Origin of the sequence: uncultured Imperialibacter sp. (assembly GCF_963974565.1) — a bacterium.
Taxonomy (GTDB): Bacteria; Bacteroidota; Bacteroidia; order Cytophagales; family Cyclobacteriaceae; genus Imperialibacter; species Imperialibacter roseus.
Map to the genome: position 1 here is coordinate 361,793 of NZ_CAXBCJ010000003.1, position 16,589 is coordinate 378,381.

A 16,589-nucleotide genomic window follows, 5' to 3' on the forward strand; every position below is an offset into this window, starting at 1 on the left:
TCGAAAGGCTGCAAGCCGTCTTATGCGAAAAATTCTGCAATCCTACCTTCGTAAGCTTACCAATCTCACTGCCAATAATAGGTCGCTGCTTTTGTTGCGCCTGGCTTCCGATCAGTTTCTCGATTTGCATGATTTTGACTTCACTCTTGGGCAGCCCTCGTTTCATGTCATCAGCGACCTGATAGCGCAAAAAGCTAAGATTCCACTGTGCCAGATCATTGACAGCAGGGACTATAATAACAACAACCTGAGCGTTGGCCTGAAAAAACTGCACAGACTCGACCAATTCGTTTTTCAGGAAAGGGGCGGCCGTGATTTGTATGTAGGGTGGCCTTTTGTTCACGGCAAATTCAGCGATGGCACGCTGGTGCGGTGTCCTTTGCTTTTTTTTCCAGTGTCTCTCGAAATGGATCAGAAAAACTGGGTGATGGTGCCCCGAAAGGATGTTAATGTCACCCTGAATAAGACCTTTCTGCTTGGGTACGCTTACTATAATAAGATTTCTTTAGATGAGGACTTAATAGAGCGGGTGTTTGACGATTTTGATAAGGATAGCAGGGTTTTTCGAACGGCACTTTACGAACTTCTGCGAGACAGCAAAGTAGAAGTCAATTTCAATCCCGAAAATTTTACTGATCAGCTAACAGGGTTCACCCCTTTTCTCAAAGACAAGTTTGAGCTCGGGCACGACACAGGGAAACTGAAGCTGATGACTGAAGCAGTGCTGGGCATCTTCCCTCAAAATGGGTCCTATATGGTCCCCGACTATCTCAAACTCATTGAGGAAAACACGCTGGAAAGCCTGGAAGACTTCTTCGTTGGTAAAACCAACCTGGAAGATGTGGTGGACAAAGTAGAGTACTCCTATGTCAGCAAGATAAAAGAAGAACAGACTTTTACGCCATTTGCCATCGATGCTTTCCAGGAAAATGCTTTAAAAACGGTAAAGAATGGCCATTCACTTGTGATCCAGGGGCCTCCTGGCACAGGCAAGTCGCAGCTTATCTGTAACCTCGTTTCGGACTTTATTGCCCGGGGCAAAAAAGTGCTGGTGGTTTGCCAAAAGAGGGCGGCGCTTGACGTGGTGCACCAGCGATTGAGCGAGAAAGACCTGGGAGCATTTGTGGCGCTGGTGCACGACTTCAAAAATGACAGGAAGGAGATCTACGAGCAGCTAGCCTCCCAGATCGACCGACTTGATGAGTACAAACTTAAGAACAACTCTCTGGACGCTATCCAGCTGGAAAGAGAGTTTACCCAGGTAAGCAGAAAAATAGATCAGATTTCGGAAGAGCTCAACGAGTTTAAGCAGGCGTTGTTTGATGACAAAGAGTCAGGCAAGTCTGTGAAAGAACTTTATCTCTCATCCGATCTCAAAGGGAGGACCATTACCCTTAAGCAGGAATACAAATATTTCACTTTCGAGAAACTTGAAGCGTTCCAACGAAAGATTGGTTACTATGTGAAATACTCATCTCTCTTCCGCAAGGAGGAGTACCCCTGGGTTGATCGGGTCTCGTTTAGCCATTTTGGTGTGGCAGAGCTTGGGCGGGTGAAGGAGCTGGTGGCAGAAATTCTGAAGTTCAATCAAGCTTTGGCAACAAGGTCTAAAGAGGCCCTGGGTGAGGCATTGAGCTTCGATGAGTGCCAGGACATGCTGGAGCGCCGGGGGCAGGTAAAAGAGATGTTTTCTCTCATCAACGACAAGACTGTGTACGAAACTTTTGTGCACATGACGGCTTACCCCGATAGCGAAACAGACGCTCTTTGGCTGGCCAATAATGAGCGGATATTGATGGAGTGCTACAAGGGGCTGGGCCCTGAGTTGTCAACTCCTGGCAATGAGTTAGGCAGGTTACAGGAGGTCCTGGAAAGGGGGCGTAAGGCAAGAAAGGGGCTTTTTAGCTGGTTCAGGTGGAAGTTCTTTTCCAAAGACAAAGTGTTTATTTCACGGGTGCTGGTGGCCAATAATTTGGAGAGCAATAAAAAGGGGTTTGAGGAGCTGATGATCATGGTGGACAGCCGCCTGAACCTGGAACACAACCTCACCAAGCTGAGAACCAGCGAATGGATATTGAACCCGCCGAATGCCATGTCGAAGATTGATCTGCAAAACTGGTTTTTCTTTGTGAGAAGGGCGATCAACGCAAAGATGATTTTCAGTTCGCTGAGACCTGTTGCAAAGGTGGTCAACCCAAAAAACTACACTTTCGAAGAGTTAAAAGAACTTACTGACAGATCATTTGAAGCCCTGGACGAGATTCCGTTGAAATGGGAGCAGTGGCAGGGATACTTCACGCCCAAGCAGATCAAAATGATTATCGGAAAGAAAGGGTACGCAGAGGAGTTGCTCAAGCGGCTGGACAAGGACTTCGACAGCCTTGTTGAATACGATAAACTGCTGGATAGCGTGCTACCCTACGAAAACCAGATTTTTGAGAAGCTTGAGGAAATTTCGCCCGACTGGGATGAAAAGGAGTGGAATGAGATTTTTGAGAACAGCCTCAATCTTCAGTGGATCGACCACATTGAAACAAAATACCCCATTTTGAGAGCGGTGTCTTCTCTGAAATTGGACACTTTGACAAAAGAACTTCAGGAGGCGGTGCAGAAGAAGAACCAGCTGAGTGGCGATATACTTTTGTTGAGAATCAGGGAAAAGACATACAGCGAAGTGGAGTATAATCGGCTCAACAACCCGATTACCTACCGTGACCTGCAGCACCAGGTCACCAAAAAGAAGCGAGTTTGGCCGATCAGGAGACTTTTGGCTCACATGTCTGCCGAGGCTTTCAGATTGGTGCCCTGCTGGCTTACCTCTCCCGAGGCAGCTTCTGCTATTTTTCAGCTGGATGAGATATTTGACCTGGTCATTTTTGATGAAGCTTCCCAGTGTTTTGTGGAAAATGGTCTGGCTGCCATGTACAGGGGCAAGCAGGTGGTAGTGTCAGGCGATGACAAGCAGTTGCAGCCCAATGATCTGTATAAAATCCGGTGGGAGCAAAGTGAAGAGGAGGAAGAGATGGCGCTGGAGGCTGACTCCCTGCTGACACTGGCAAGGCAGCACCTGAGCCAGGTTTCTTTGCAGGGGCACTATCGCAGCCGTTCGCTCGACCTGATCGACTTCAGCAACCACTACTTTTACAAAGGCAAGTTGCAGCTGGTGCCTCATTTTGAAGTAATCAACGAGGCAAAACCTGCTATTTCCTACGAAAAAGTAGATGGCGTATGGGAAAGCAGCCGAAACGATGAAGAGGCCACCAGAGTTGTGGATTTGATTGTTGATTGTCTTAAAAAGTCGCCGGACAAAAGTATTGGCGTGGTTACTTTCAACGCCGCTCAACAGTCGCATATTTTAGACTTGCTGGATACGTATCAGGCGGATCATAAAAAGCTGCTGCCTGATTCGCTGTTTGTGAAGAATATAGAAAATGTGCAGGGCGACGAAAGAGACATTATTATTTTCACTATTGGCTATGCGCCCGATGCTAAGGGGAAACTTCAGATGAAGTTTGGCTCGCTCAACCTCGAGGGTGGCGAAAACCGGCTGAATGTAGCCGTGACCAGGGCCAAGGAGCAGATTTTTGTGGTTAGCAGCATTTTGCCTCATCAGCTAAACGTTGATGGCTTAAGGAACGAGGGCCCTAAGATGCTGAGAAAGTACCTGGAGTATGCTTTCACTGTTTCAAATGGGGAGTTCAGACCGTATGCGCCTAAAGAGCCAGCCTTCTCGCAGCATTGGTACCTCAAATCAAGAATGACAAAGTGGTTGGAGACCGTGCCTCAGATGCGAAATATATCCATGACGGAAGACCTGAATTTTGCTGACCTCTCAGTTAAGAAAAGGGAAGAATTTCTGGGGCTCATTTTTACTGATGACGACACTTATTTCAACAGCATTTCAGCAAAGGATGCCTATGTTTACCGATACACCTTGCTGATGGATAAAAAATGGAGGTCTACTCAGTTCTATTCCAGAGAGTTTTGGATTGACCCTGAAGGTGCTGAAGAGCGACTCTACAAGTTTATCGGGCAAATCGAGTAAATAGCTATTCTTGCCCGACTCTTTCAACTTTTAACCCAAGCGACTGAATGCCCGCCAGGCTTTCCACTCTCATGTATTGCTGAACTGAAAAGGTGAACTTCCCTTTGTAAGGAAACGTGAAGTTATCGATGGCTGGAAACTCATGAGAAAACAAATCTCCCAGCCCACTGCCATAGGGCTTCCCTGTTTTAGGGTCGAACAGAATTACCTCCTGCATTTGACTTTCGATCACTTGATGAAGGGAGTCTTCAAGAGTGAACTTGAGATAGAGGTTGTAGTATGAGTAATCTGCAGTGTTTCTGACCAGATAAGAAAGCCGAAACTGATCTTCCGTCGCATCAACAGGAAAAGTAAATTTCTCAGTAGAATCCATGTGCCACACATTTTCATCAAAGTCGTGGTATTCATCATAAATCCTTGAATCACTGCATGATGACAAGAGGAATACCAAACCTGCTGACAAACAAATGAGGCCGCCAAGTTTGCTTCCCAATAGTGGTGTCCTCATCTATTGCTTTGGTTGATTGTTTTGACCCCGGTTCCGGTTCTTGAATCGTTTTTTGTTCTTTTTCTTCTTTTTGCCGCTGCCCTGTCCACCAAATTTTTTGTCCAGGTTCACCAGGTCGCTGTTGAGAGCCTGGTTGGCATCTCTTCCGTTGTCTTCTTTGTCTATAGCCAGGGTATCAGGTTTTTGACCTTTCTTGTTCATTTCAAGAATCACCTTTACCCGCTCAACGTCCAATGGATACCAGGTATTTTCGTCCCTGTAGCCGAACCACATGGTTTTTCGAAAGATGTCAGTCTTTTGCAGCGACGCCTCACCACGTGCCGTAAGCAGAGGTGCTTCCAGCTCTGGAATTCCCTCCAGTGCATCCATGTAAGTGTCGAGCTCGTAATTAAGGCAGCACTTGAGCCTGCCGCATTGCCCGGAGAGCTTACTTGGATTCAGCGACAGGTTTTGGTACCTGGCTGCGGAAGTAGACACACTCTTGAATTCGGAGAGCCAGGTGGAGCAGCACAGCTCTCTGCCGCACACGCCAATTCCACCAAGTCGGCCTGCTTCCTGCCTCAAGCTGATTTGGCGCATTTCTACCCGAATTTTAAACTCGGCGGCCAGTAGTTTTATCAACTCACGGAAATCAACTCTGTCGTCAGCAGAGTAGTAGAATGTGGCTTTGGTGTTATCGGCTTGAAATTCGATGTCGGTCAGCTTCATGTCCAGTTTGAGCTCTCTGATGATCTCTCTTGTGCGAAAGAGGGTTGGGAGATCTCTGGCCTGAACCTGTTCAAATTTTTCCAGGTCTTTTTGGGTGGCTATTCTGTAGATATTCTTGACCTCACTGTCATTAGCCACTTTTTTCTTCTGCATTTGAAGCCGAACAAGCTCTCCCTGAAGAGACACGTAGCCAATATGGTGGCCGTTCGGAACATCTACTACAACGGCATCGCCGGTGACGATAGGCAGGTGTTCGCTATTGCGAAAAAAGTCCTTTCGGCCGTTCTTAAACCTTACTTCAACTACATCAAATTTATCTACAGCTGGCATGTCCATGTTGGAAAGCCAGTCAAAAACGTTCATTTTATTGCAACCACCTGTCGAGCAGCCACCATTGCTTTTGCAACCAGCCACTTTACCATCTGCGGTAGTTACACTACTGCATGTGCTACATCCCATCTCTAAGCAATTTTATGTTAGCTCTTCTCAAATATAAAAATAATTTCAAAACCATCAGGTGCTAACAATGCCTGCTATCCATTGTACTTTACCAAATCCTGGCCGATGTCCTTTCTGAAATTGGCCTGATCCCACGTAATACTATCTATTGTTTTATAACTCTTGCTGACGGCTTCCTGAATCGAGCTCCCAAAGCTGGTAATGGCCAACACCCTGCCGCCATTGGTGACAACGTCGTCGCCGGAGATTTTTGTGCCTGCATGGAATACCTCTGAATCGTATTTGCCGCCCAGACCAGTTATCGGCCTTCCTTTCTCATAGCCTGAAGGATAACCTCCTGCCACCATTACCACGGTAGTTGCAAAATCAGGCCTTACTTCAAACGACTGGCCCTTTAGCTTGCCCTGTCCTGTGGCGAGGAGCAAGTCAACAAGGTCTGATTTGATCCGGGGAATAACAACCTGTGTCTCCGGATCGCCCATCCTCACATTGTATTCGATCACATAGGGTTCACCGCCTACGTTCATCAAACCAATGAAAATAAAGCCTTTGTAGTCAATATTGTCTTTCCTCAGCCCGTCAACTGTTGGCTTTACGACTTTTTCCTCTACCTTCTTCAGAAACTCGCCCGGAGCAAACGGCACTGGCGAGACAGCCCCCATGCCACCTGTGTTTGGCCCGGTATCGCCATCGCCAATTCTTTTATAGTCCTTAGCCTCAGGCAGAATGATATAGTCCTTCCCGTCAGTTAGCACAAAAACGGAAAGCTCGATGCCATCCAGAAACTCTTCTATGAGCACTTTTCGGCTGGCTTCGCCAAATTCGGCCTCTTCAATCATGAATCTGAGCCTGTCTTTAGCCTCCGCAAGGTTGCTTGTGATGATCACACCCTTGCCTGCAGCCAGTCCATCTGCTTTTAGCACGTAGGGAGGTTGAAGAGAGTCGAGAAATTGAAAGCCCTCGGAAAGGTTGTCGGCAATGATGGTTTTCGCTCTGGCGGTGGGAATGCCGTGTTTCAGCATAAACTGCTTGGAGACATCCTTGCTGCCCTCAAGTGCTGCGCCGGCTGCTCCAGGGCCTACAATGGCTATGTGAGCGAGGTCTTTTCTTGTTTCGAAGTAATCCCGGAAGCCCTTTACGAGAGGTTCTTCAGGGCCAACAATGATCAGTTCTATTTTTTCCTTCAGGGCCCATTCGGCTATCGTTGGAAAGTCGGTAATGGAAAGTGAAACATTGGTACCAACCGATGAAGTGCCGGCGTTGCCTGGTACGATAAAGAGATTGTCACACTTCGGGCTTTGAGAAATTTTCCATGAAAGTGCGTGTTCTCTTCCTCCTGAACCAATGACGGCTATATTCATAGTGATGAATTGTTTAGCCGACAAACTTAAGAAGGAGGAGGCTATGCACCAATTAATTGGCGTATTCTGACAGGAATTTTATACGGACAAGTCTTAGCTCTTCCTCCGAATAGTCGTCGCCCAGTTCTTCCAGTGCAACTGCAATGCTGTCTGTTTCAGCATTCATAAAATAGTCGATGATTTCATCTTGCCTGTCTTCGTCCAGTACCTGATCGATATAGTATTCAAGGTTGAGCTTGGTGCCTGAATAGCAGATGTGTTCAATTTCGTTGATGATCTCTTCCATGGCCATGCTTTTGGCTTCGGCAATCTCCTCCAAATCCACCTTGCGGTCAATTTGCTGTATGATGAAGATCTTGATTTTCGACTTCTGTCCCGCCGACTTAACCACTACATCAGAGGCAGTTTCAATGTCATTTTCCTCAACGTATTTGGCAATAGTCTCGAGAAAAGGCTTACCAAATTTTGCCACCTTGCCCATGCCGACACCGTTGATCTGAGCTAGCTCATCTTTGGTAGTAGGGTAGATGGTGGCCATTTCCTCAAGGGAAGGATCCTGAAAAACGACATATGGAGGCAAGTCCATTTGCTTGGCCACCTTCTTTCGAAGATTTCTAAGCATTTCGAAGAGTGCTTCGTCGTAGGCCTTGGTTGTGGTAGGCACTTTTTCTGCGTCTTCTTCTTCCTCGGTCACTTCCACGTCATATTCGTGGTCTTTTGAGAGCTTGATCGCAAAAGGGTCCACAATAAAGTCCTTGCCTTTGGCGGTTACTTTCAACACACCAATATTTTCAATGTCTTTCTCAAGAAACTCCAGCAACAGAGACTGACGCACTACCGACTTGATGAGGCTTTCTTCCAGCTCTTTTCCTTTGCCAAAAATGGACAAAGCATCATGCCCGTAACTTTTAACGTATTGCGAGGGCGTGCCTTTCACCACATCTACGAGGTGTGCCAGGTTAAACCTTTCGCCCGTTTCCATTGCGGCTCTGAGCACCCATTGAACATACTCTTCGCCGTCGAACTTCTCTCTTGGCTTAAGGCAGTTGTCACAAAAGTTGCAATCATGCTCGTAGCTTTCGCCAAAGTAGTGTAGCAACTGCTTTCTTCTACAGAGTGATGACTCAGCGTAGGAAACCATTTCGTCAAGCAGCACTCTGGCGTTGTCTCTTTCAGTAACAGTTTTGTCCTTATTGAATTTTTCAAGCTTGATGATGTCGTTGTAACTGTAGAACATGATACAGTTACCCTCCAGACCATCTCTTCCGGCACGACCAGTTTCCTGATAGTATCCTTCCAATGATTTTGGAGTGTCGTAATGCACAACAAAGCGAACATCTGGCTTATCGATGCCCATACCGAAAGCAATGGTTGCCACAATGACATCTACTTCTTCGTTCAGGAAGTCGTCTTGATTCTTTATTCGTACCGCAGCATCAAGGCCGGCGTGATAAGGAGCAGCTTTCACATCATTTACCTGCAGCAAGTTGGCTATTTCTTCAACTTTCTTTCGGCTCAGGCAGTACACAATCCCAGATTTGCCTTTCTGAGACTTTACGAACTTTACCAGTTGCTTTTTGGTGTGCTGCTTGGGGCGGACCTCGTAGTATAGATTTTCTCTGTTGAAAGAAGACTTAAAAATGTCGGCCTCTTCCATTTGCAGGTTCTTCTGAATATCAATTTGCACCTTCGGAGTAGCAGTAGCGGTCAGTGCAATCACGGGCATGTTGCTGATTTGGGCCAGAATCTGCTTGATTCTCCGGTACTCAGGCCTGAAGTCATGGCCCCACTCCGAGATACAATGAGCCTCGTCAATTGCCGCAAAAGAAATGTTTGCTTTTTTGAGGAACTCAATATTTTCTTCTTTGGTAAGAGATTCAGGTGCCACATAAAGTAGCTGCACCTCTCCGCTCAGGGTCTCTCTCTTTACCCTGTTCATTTCCGTCTTGGTCAACGTAGAGTTGAGGAACTGGGCATTGACACCCACCGCATTCAATTGATCGACCTGATTCTTCATCAGGGCAATAAGAGGTGAGATAACAATGGCCGCACCATCAAGGATCAGTGCTGGCAGCTGGTAACAAAGCGACTTGCCCGCACCGGTTGGCATGATGACGAAGGTATTCCGTCCGTCAAGTATATTTTTGATGATCGCTTCCTGGGTGCCTCGAAAGCTGCTGTACCCAAAAACTTCTTTTAACTTATCTTTTAATTGTTCCTCCAGGCTCGCAATCATATGGCTCTGCAATTTCTTTTTCAGCTTTTACACACAGTTAGCTGAGCAATTGAATATACTAATTTTAATTCAAATGACACGCTCACTTTCCAAATATCAGTGATAAGGTGTGATGGGCGTCATTCATAATCGTTTTATAACAGCGTCATTATGCTCTTTAATGATTCCACGACCTTTGCTGACCGTATTTAAAGCCTATATTTGCAACGAAATACGTTTTAGCTAAGTAATGGACAGAAAAAGCAGTCAAACTTTTGTAATAATTATGGCCGGTGGTGTAGGGAGTAGGTTTTGGCCCTATAGCAGAAACAAGCGCCCAAAACAATTTCTTGACATATTTGGTACTGGTCAGTCACTTTTACAAATGACTTACAACCGGTTCCTGCAAACGGCGGGCAAAGATAACATATTGATCGTCACTAATCAACAATACGCCGAATTAGTGAAGGAACAATTACCTGACCTTGAGCAGGATCAAATACTGCTTGAACCGGCCCGGAGAAATACCGCTCCGTGCGTGGCGTATGCGTGCTACAAAATTCACAAAAAGAACCCTGACGCCACGGTGGTAATCACTCCGGCAGACCATGCCATTTTTAATGAGGACAAATTCATTGCTACGGTTGAGGAAGGCATATTCGCAGCTCAGAAGGAAGGCAACCTGGTTACGATAGGCATTAAGCCAACAAAGCCGGAAACCGGCTATGGCTATATTCAGTATTCTGAAGAAAAGTTTGGTGCAGCCAGGAAGGTTAAAACATTCACGGAAAAGCCTGAGCTGGAATGGGCCAAGAAGTTTCTGGAAAGCGGAGATTTTGTCTGGAATGCGGGGATCTTTATTTGGAAGACTTCTACGATCATCAAGGAATATGAGAATAGCCTGCCCGAAATGGCTGAGGCCTTTGATGATGGTATGGAGCATTATTACACCGACACCGAGCAGCAGTATATTGACAAGGCCTATACGCAGTGTAGAAATATATCTATTGACTACGGTATTATGGAAAAGGCAAACGATGTTTATGTCGTGCTGGGCGATTTTGCCTGGTCGGATTTGGGCTCGTGGGGCTCACTCTACGATAACCTGAAAAAGGAGGAAAACGAGAACATCGTTATGGGTGCAGAGTTACTTCCTTACGATAGTCACAGCAATATTATCAAAACCGATAAGGACAAGCTGGTTATTCTACAAGACCTCGAAGGCTACCTCGTAGCTGATTTTGAGGACGTACTAATGATAGTGAAAAAAGACCAGGAAGCGAAGTTCAGGGAATTTGTGAACGACGTGAAAAACAAGAAGGGTGAGGAGCTCCTCTGAGCGCTCAGCCAAAGCAGTTTTTTATAAATTTTTTGGATGGCAGTCTACTTCAAGGCTGCCATTCTTTGTCTTACCACCTCAAAAAGAAAAATACCGGCTGCCACGGAAACATTCAGCGATTCAATTTTGCCCTGCATAGGAATTTTCACCTTCGTATCAGCCATTTCAAGCACGCTGTCAGAAATACCATCCTCTTCAGAACCCATAATGAGCGCCACAGGCCCGGTAAGGTCAGCGTCTGAGTATAGCTGATCAGTTTTCTCTGTGCACGCCACTACGAGAAAGCCTGACTCTTTGAGGTACTTGACCGACTCTTCGAAGTCATTCACTTTGCAAATGGGAAGATGGTTAAGGGCTCCTGCTGAAGTCTTCACAGCATCACTGCCGATTTGAGCGCTGCCTTTGGAAGGGATAACAATCGTGTCGGCCCCGGCGGATTCGGCGGTTCGTACAATGGCACCAAAGTTTCTCACGTCCGTTACCCGGTCAATCAGCACTATGAGGCCGTCCTTGCCCTGGTCGAAGATGAACGATACAACCCTGTGCAGGTCGGCAAACTCAATGGGTGAGACAAAGGCGATGACACCCTGGTGGTTTTTGCCAGTTAGGCGGTCAAGCTTTTCTCCGGGCACATTCTGGAAAACGATGCCGTTTTCAATCAGTAGCTTGATGAGCTCATTGGTGAGCTCATTTTTAACATTTTTCTGGATGAAAATTTTGTCGATTTGTTTGTCGGCCTTGATGGCTTCTATCACCGCCCGGGTGCCATAAATCATATCGGAAGGGTTGGGCCTTCGCTGTTGAGGGTATTTTCTTATCACCTGATGCTTGTTGGTTCTGCGACCCGGCAGGCCGAAGAACAGTTTAAATTCTTCCTTTGCGCCACAAATCTACGAAGCGAAACCAATATCTGTCATAATCGTCCTTACGAATTAGCGTAAGGTAGCCAGGGGTGAAAATATTTTTGACCCTCATAAACTCAAACTTAAGGTCAGATTTGTCCTCCATTTTGAGGTAGGTCCAAACTTCTCCTACATCGTTTCTTTCGACCACATCAGGATGGCCAAAGATAATGTAAATCATGCCTGCATCAGTTTTCCAGCCTTCTTTAAATCCGGTAAACAACAAGTTCGCCTCAGCCACTCGGGTGAAATAGTTCTGCATGATCCGTTTTGCCCGGTCCTGGCTGCCTGAAATGTCCAGCAGGAAATTGTCCAGCGCTTTCTTTCTGGTTTTGGACGAAACCAGCTTGTTATACTCTTCTTTGGAACTGATGTAGCGAAGGGTGCCAATGATTTCGTCAACTGAAACGAACTTGGGATAATAAAAAGGTGCCAGGCGCATGGCCAGCGCTGAGCCGGAACTGGAATCGGTTTGAAACAGGTAAAGACCCGGCTTGGTTGCAGAAAAGTAACCCACTCTCATCATGAATGAGCTATCAATTCCCATTGTTTTGCCTCCGGAAATAGTGTCGATAACCATGGGTGGCCTGGCTTCTTCAAAATCCATATTGTAGTAAAATCCGTAAAGCTGAGCCGTATCTTCGGCCGTCAGGGAGAGCGAATCTCTTGGGCTGAAAAAAGACTTTAAGACGGGCATTCCATTGTTATCAACAGGGGTTATCCCATCAGGAGTAAACATGTTGTCGCCTTCCAGCGCTACATCGAAAAAGAAAGATTTTTGCGTGCTCGGTCTTTTGACGTGAAAGACAATAATATTTTGACTTTCCGAGGGCATGAAAGCCAGCTTTCCTGCGAGCTGCGGATAGGCTGAAACGTCGGTGAGATCAGCCCAATTGTGGGTTGTCTCATTGAATGCAGAGGAGTCCGAATATGAGCTTCGGTAAAAAGTGTTCAACTCGTAATTGCCAATGGTGTCGTAGGCAGGAAGATTCAGCTGAAAGTAAACTTTGTAGCCCGGGTCGGACTTAACCAAACGATATTTGAATTGAATGGGCCCGGAAGGGTTGTAGGTATAGGAAAGGTTAAAACTATTGATTGACTGACTGTGTACGTCAGGCCCTGCGAACGAAAAGGCAATGACAAATAAACAAAATAGGGCGCTTTGAACCTTGTTCATACTGAAATGCGTGGGAATGTTTAGCATATAACAACCAAGTAACTAAAAAACTTGAACCGAAAGTATAATTTTATCTTACTTTGAAGCCGAAAAGCAATCCGAACTGAATCTTCATGGCAGTTTATACTACGGAAATTACCTCAGCAGAGATACTTTCAGACAATCCGATACACCAGCGACTTTTGAAACCCTACATAGTGGCGAAAGACTATGTGAGAGGAAACATGCTGGAGCTTGGGTGCGGCGAGGGACGTGGGGTGAAAGAGCTCATGCCCCTTGTTGAGAAATATACTGCGCTCGACAAAATCGGGGATATTGTAGAAAAGCTTCAAAAAGAAAACCCCAAGGGTGATTTCAGGCAAGCTGTATTTCCCCCATTTAGCGGCCTTGAAGACAATGCGTTCGATAGCATCGTTACCTTTCAGGTAATAGAGCATATTAAGGATGACGAGCTGTTTCTGAAAGAAATGGCCAGGGTGCTAAAGTCCGGGGGCGTGGCGTTGCTCACTACGCCCAATATCAAGCTGACACTGACCAGAAATCCATGGCATATTCGGGAGTACACAGCACAGGAATTAACCGATAAAGCCAAAAAATACTTTCCTGATGTGGAAATGAAGGGAATTGCCGGAAGCGAGAAAGTGATGGACTATCACGAGAAAAACAGAGCTTCCGTGAAAAGGATCACCAGGTTTGATGTGCTCAATTTACAGTATCGATTGCCTGCCTGGATGCTTCGGATTCCCTATGATTTGCTGAACAGGTTTAACCGGAATAACCTGCAGAAGGCATCCGACAGTCTTGTGTCATCAATTTCTCACGATGACTATCTGGTTTCGGATGACGCCGATACATCCCTTGATTTATTCCTGATTTTGAGAAAATAAAAAAAGCCCCGGAATACGGGGCTTTTCATTAGTTATTCATCATTCCGTAGTGTTTTCGGAAGAGTTCCTCGTAGGTTTTTCCCAGCTCAGGATCTTCATAGGCCCGGAACACCCTGGCTAGCTCATTGAGTACAATCAGGTTCTTTTGCACCGTAAAGGAGTCAGCAATTAAATTGTCGAACATGTAAGTGAGCATTTCATCAGCTCTTACACTCATTGTTGCCGCTATCTCTTTGGCTTTTTCTTCCTCGCCTACTTCCATCAACAGGCTCACCATTCTCACAGTAAAGTGATCATAGGGAACCACCGAGTCAGGCATTACCTCAAGAGATTTGAGAAGCGCATTTTTTGCCCTTTCAGTATCATCTACCATCAGAAGAGATTCAGCTAGTGTATTGAAGCTTGCTCTGTGGTTAAGAACGAAATTCCTGTAATCTTCCGTGTAGTAAATGCTTGGGTCTTGCAAGCCTCTCCAGTAGAAGTTGTTCATCATGTTGTCGTACATAATGTCTACATCGACGAAAGTTTCCTGGTTGTCAGGGTTTTCAACAGGTAGTAATCGGTAAGCATTGCCTTCCTGCACTGCATAACGCCTGATGTCGATGTTGACACTGGCCAATGAAGTGTTGTTGAAATAAATAGGGCGCTCCCATTTATTGGTCAAAATGATATCCAGAATAGCCAGGTCTTTCTTTTCCAGTACCCTGTCTTTGATGTTGAACACCATCCTGGGCACCATATAATCTTCTAGTGTGGAAGGTATGATTCCTTTTGAAAGCACGCTAGTGGTGTCAACATTCAAGTACACGCTCTTGGAAGGGATAGAGTTGTAGGCACTTATCGAAGTCGCCACTCTGAGAGCAGGATTGCCTTCACGCACCAGCTTCATGTACTGCTCAAGGCTAATGGCGCCTTTGATGTTCTCTCTTTCCATTACCACCACGAAGTCATTCAACCCACCCTGGCGGTAGTCTTTGCTGGTCAGTGAGAATGGGAACGGCTCAGATTCGTATGCCTGTCTCATCATTTGATCGATGTACCAGTCGGTGTTGAAATAGCTCAGCACCACCACCCGAACGTCAGTGCGGAAGCCTTCTACCTCCTGCACATACCAAAGCGGGAAGGTGTCGTTATCGCCACCCGTGAAGAGAATGGCATTAGGGGCGCAGCTCGCCAGGAAGTTTCTGGCGGTGTCAACAGAGAAATAGCGATCCGACCTGTCATGATCATCCCAGTTTTCGCTGGCCATTATGGCCGGGCAGCTTAGGCAGATGATGAGAGACGTGGCAATAGCCACTTTTTTATTGGCAATAAACCTTTGGAACAAATCGTACATGGCCAATACTGCAAAGCCTATCCAGATCGAGAAGACATAGAACGACCCAACATAAATATAATCTCTTTCTCTTGGCTCCGAGGGCGGAGAGTTGAGGTAGAGTACTAGCGCAGCTCCTGTTAAAAAGAACAGCAACAACATAACGCTAAAGTTCTTTTGGTCTTTTCTGTACTGATAGAAGAAACCAATCAGGCCAAGAATAAGCGGGATGAACAAATAGTTATTTCGTCCTTTGTTATTTTCAAGCTCCCATGGCACTTTCTTAAAGGCATCTGCAGGCGAAGTCCAACTGGCGTCCTGTACATCGCTTTCACGCCCGGCAAAATTCCACATGAAGTACCTCATGTACATATGACCGAGCTGATATTTGAACATGAAGTACAGGTTGTCTCCAAAGGTAGGTTTTTGTCCTGCCCTGAGACCGGTAATTTCTCTATAGCGCTTGGCATGTTCCGCTGTGGAGCTGTACATCCTTGGCAGGATGGTCATGCCAGTTTTGTCGTAGATAGCGTCTACTTTGTAGTCAATAATATCGTATTCCGTTTCGCCTTTAGCGTACACAGGAGCTCCTTTTTTCTGTTCCTGAAGCTCGGTGGTAAAGTACTGCCCAAAGAAAAGCGGCCGATCACCATATTGCTCTCTTTTGAGGTAGGAAACAAAGGTGTTTACGTTTTCAGGGTTGTTCTCGTCAATAGGAGGATTGTAATTCGACCTGATAAGAACGACCGTGTAGGAAGAATAGCCAACCAGAATGAAAGCAAAAGCCAGCAGCGAGGTGTTCAGAATGACCTTCTCTTTTTTCTCGGAATAAATGATTCCGTAAATAAGAGCGCCGAGGAAAAGAAGAACGAAAACGATGATACCAGACTTAAATGGCAAGCCAAGCGAATTCACAAAGAAAAGCTCGAAAGAGAAGGCGAGACTTGGCAAGCCCGGGATGACGCCGGCCATAATGATAAGGATGATGGCACCACTAACTGCCAGGGTTGTCAATACACCCTTGGTTGTTACCTCTTCGTAATACTTGAAGTACACGATAAGGCCAAGGGCTGGAATGGCTACAAGGTTGAGAAGGTGAATGCCGATAGATAGACCAACGGTGTAAGCAAGTAGCAGGAACCAACGATTTCTGTGCCTGTCGTCATCAATTTGCTCCCACTTCAGGATGGCCCACACAACAAAGGCGGTAAAGAAGGATGAAATGGCATAAACCTCGGCTTCAACAGCCGAAAACCAGAAGGAATCCGAAAAGGTGTACGCAAGGCTGCCTACAATACCAGCTGCAATAATAGACCAGTTTTGATCGTCGGTGCCCTGGCCAGGCTTCAACCCCATTAGCTTGTTAGCAAGAGCTGTGATTGTCCAGAAAAGGAAAAGAATGGAAAATCCACTGCTCAGCACACTCGAAATATTGATCCAATAGGCTACCCTTTCCACGTCACCGAGGGCGAACAAGCTGAAGAATCTTCCTATCAACAGAAAGAGTGGAGCCCCTGGGGGGTGAGGCACTTCGAGTTTATATGAAACTGCTATAAATTCTCCACAGTCCCAGAAGCTGGCGGTGGGCTCAACAGTTAGCCAATAAACGAGGGTGGCAATGGCAAAAACGAACCAACCGGTAAGGTTATTCACCTTTATATAATTCATTCTAT

10 protein-coding genes are annotated in these 16,589 nt (G+C 46.1%); 3 read left to right on the top strand and 7 right to left on the bottom strand.

Translation table 11 applies throughout. The features are described 5' to 3' along the window. Positions 1–22: 22 nt before the first annotated feature. Entirely contained in the window at positions 23–4,045 is a 4,023-nt protein-coding gene (locus AAC052_RS06515) for an AAA domain-containing protein (RefSeq protein ID WP_339811858.1), read from the top strand. Positions 4,046–4,049: 4 nt separating this feature from the next. Here AAC052_RS06515 and AAC052_RS06520 read toward each other — a convergent pair whose 3' ends face one another. From AAC052_RS06520 to recQ, 4 genes are all read right to left on the bottom strand, one after another. Beyond that, positions 4,050–4,553 (bottom strand): gliding motility lipoprotein GldH, encoded by a 504-nt coding sequence (locus tag AAC052_RS06520; protein WP_339811860.1) that lies wholly within the window; start codon positions 4,551–4,553, stop codon positions 4,050–4,052. Then, positions 4,554–5,720 (bottom strand): regulatory iron-sulfur-containing complex subunit RicT, encoded by a 1,167-nt coding sequence (ricT, locus tag AAC052_RS06525; RefSeq protein ID WP_317488358.1) that lies wholly within the window; start codon positions 5,718–5,720, stop codon positions 4,554–4,556. A 74-nt stretch (positions 5,721–5,794) separates the two neighbouring features. Continuing rightward, positions 5,795–7,081, bottom strand: coding sequence for a phosphoribosylamine--glycine ligase (purD, locus tag AAC052_RS06530; RefSeq protein WP_339811863.1), 1,287 nt, complete (start codon positions 7,079–7,081; stop codon positions 5,795–5,797). A gap of 52 nt (positions 7,082–7,133) precedes the next feature. Continuing rightward, positions 7,134–9,317 (bottom strand): DNA helicase RecQ, encoded by a 2,184-nt coding sequence (recQ, locus tag AAC052_RS06535; RefSeq protein ID WP_317488356.1) that lies wholly within the window; start codon positions 9,315–9,317, stop codon positions 7,134–7,136. A gap of 229 nt (positions 9,318–9,546) precedes the next feature. Here recQ and AAC052_RS06540 point away from each other — a divergent pair, with 229 nt between their 5' ends. Then, positions 9,547–10,635: a mannose-1-phosphate guanylyltransferase gene (locus AAC052_RS06540; protein ID WP_317488355.1), complete on the top strand. Its 1,089-nt coding sequence runs from the start codon at positions 9,547–9,549 to the stop codon at positions 10,633–10,635. Between the two features lie 44 nt (positions 10,636–10,679). Here AAC052_RS06540 and rlmB read toward each other — a convergent pair whose 3' ends face one another. Both rlmB and AAC052_RS06550 read right to left on the bottom strand, forming a co-directional pair. Then, a complete protein-coding gene (gene rlmB, locus AAC052_RS06545) occupies positions 10,680–11,456 on the bottom strand; it encodes a 23S rRNA (guanosine(2251)-2'-O)-methyltransferase RlmB (RefSeq protein ID WP_317488354.1) in 777 nt (258 codons plus the stop codon). Positions 11,457–11,499: 43 nt separating this feature from the next. After that, positions 11,500–12,714, bottom strand: a complete 1,215-nt coding sequence (locus tag AAC052_RS06550) for a GWxTD domain-containing protein (protein ID WP_339811866.1) — start codon at positions 12,712–12,714, stop codon at positions 11,500–11,502. A 113-nt stretch (positions 12,715–12,827) separates the two neighbouring features. Here AAC052_RS06550 and AAC052_RS06555 point away from each other — a divergent pair, with 113 nt between their 5' ends. Then, on the top strand, positions 12,828–13,601 hold the full coding sequence (locus tag AAC052_RS06555) for a methyltransferase domain-containing protein (protein ID WP_339811868.1): 774 nt from the start codon (positions 12,828–12,830) through the stop codon (positions 13,599–13,601). A gap of 28 nt (positions 13,602–13,629) precedes the next feature. On the opposite strand, the gene AAC052_RS06560 is transcribed toward AAC052_RS06555, so the two are convergent. After that, positions 13,630–16,584 (bottom strand): DUF2723 domain-containing protein, encoded by a 2,955-nt coding sequence (locus tag AAC052_RS06560; protein ID WP_339811871.1) that lies wholly within the window; start codon positions 16,582–16,584, stop codon positions 13,630–13,632. Positions 16,585–16,589: the final 5 nt, after the last annotated feature.

Bases quoted from the DNA above. Each gene is read 5' to 3' on its own strand.
- AAC052_RS06515 (WP_339811858.1), top strand. From the start codon at position 23: ATGCGAAAAATTCTGCAATCCTACCTTCGTAAGCTTACCAATCTCACT.
- AAC052_RS06520 (WP_339811860.1), bottom strand. From the start codon at position 4,553: ATGAGGACACCACTATTGGGAAGCAAACTTGGCGGCCTCATTTGTTTG.
- ricT (WP_317488358.1), bottom strand. From the start codon at position 5,720: ATGGGATGTAGCACATGCAGTAGTGTAACTACCGCAGATGGTAAAGTG.
- purD (WP_339811863.1), bottom strand. From the start codon at position 7,081: ATGAATATAGCCGTCATTGGTTCAGGAGGAAGAGAACACGCACTTTCA.
- recQ (WP_317488356.1), bottom strand. From the start codon at position 9,317: ATGATTGCGAGCCTGGAGGAACAATTAAAAGATAAGTTAAAAGAAGTT.
- AAC052_RS06540 (WP_317488355.1), top strand. From the start codon at position 9,547: ATGGACAGAAAAAGCAGTCAAACTTTTGTAATAATTATGGCCGGTGGT.
- AAC052_RS06550 (WP_339811866.1), bottom strand. From the start codon at position 12,714: ATGAACAAGGTTCAAAGCGCCCTATTTTGTTTATTTGTCATTGCCTTT.
- AAC052_RS06555 (WP_339811868.1), top strand. From the start codon at position 12,828: ATGGCAGTTTATACTACGGAAATTACCTCAGCAGAGATACTTTCAGAC.
- AAC052_RS06560 (WP_339811871.1), bottom strand. From the start codon at position 16,584: ATGAATTATATAAAGGTGAATAACCTTACCGGTTGGTTCGTTTTTGCC.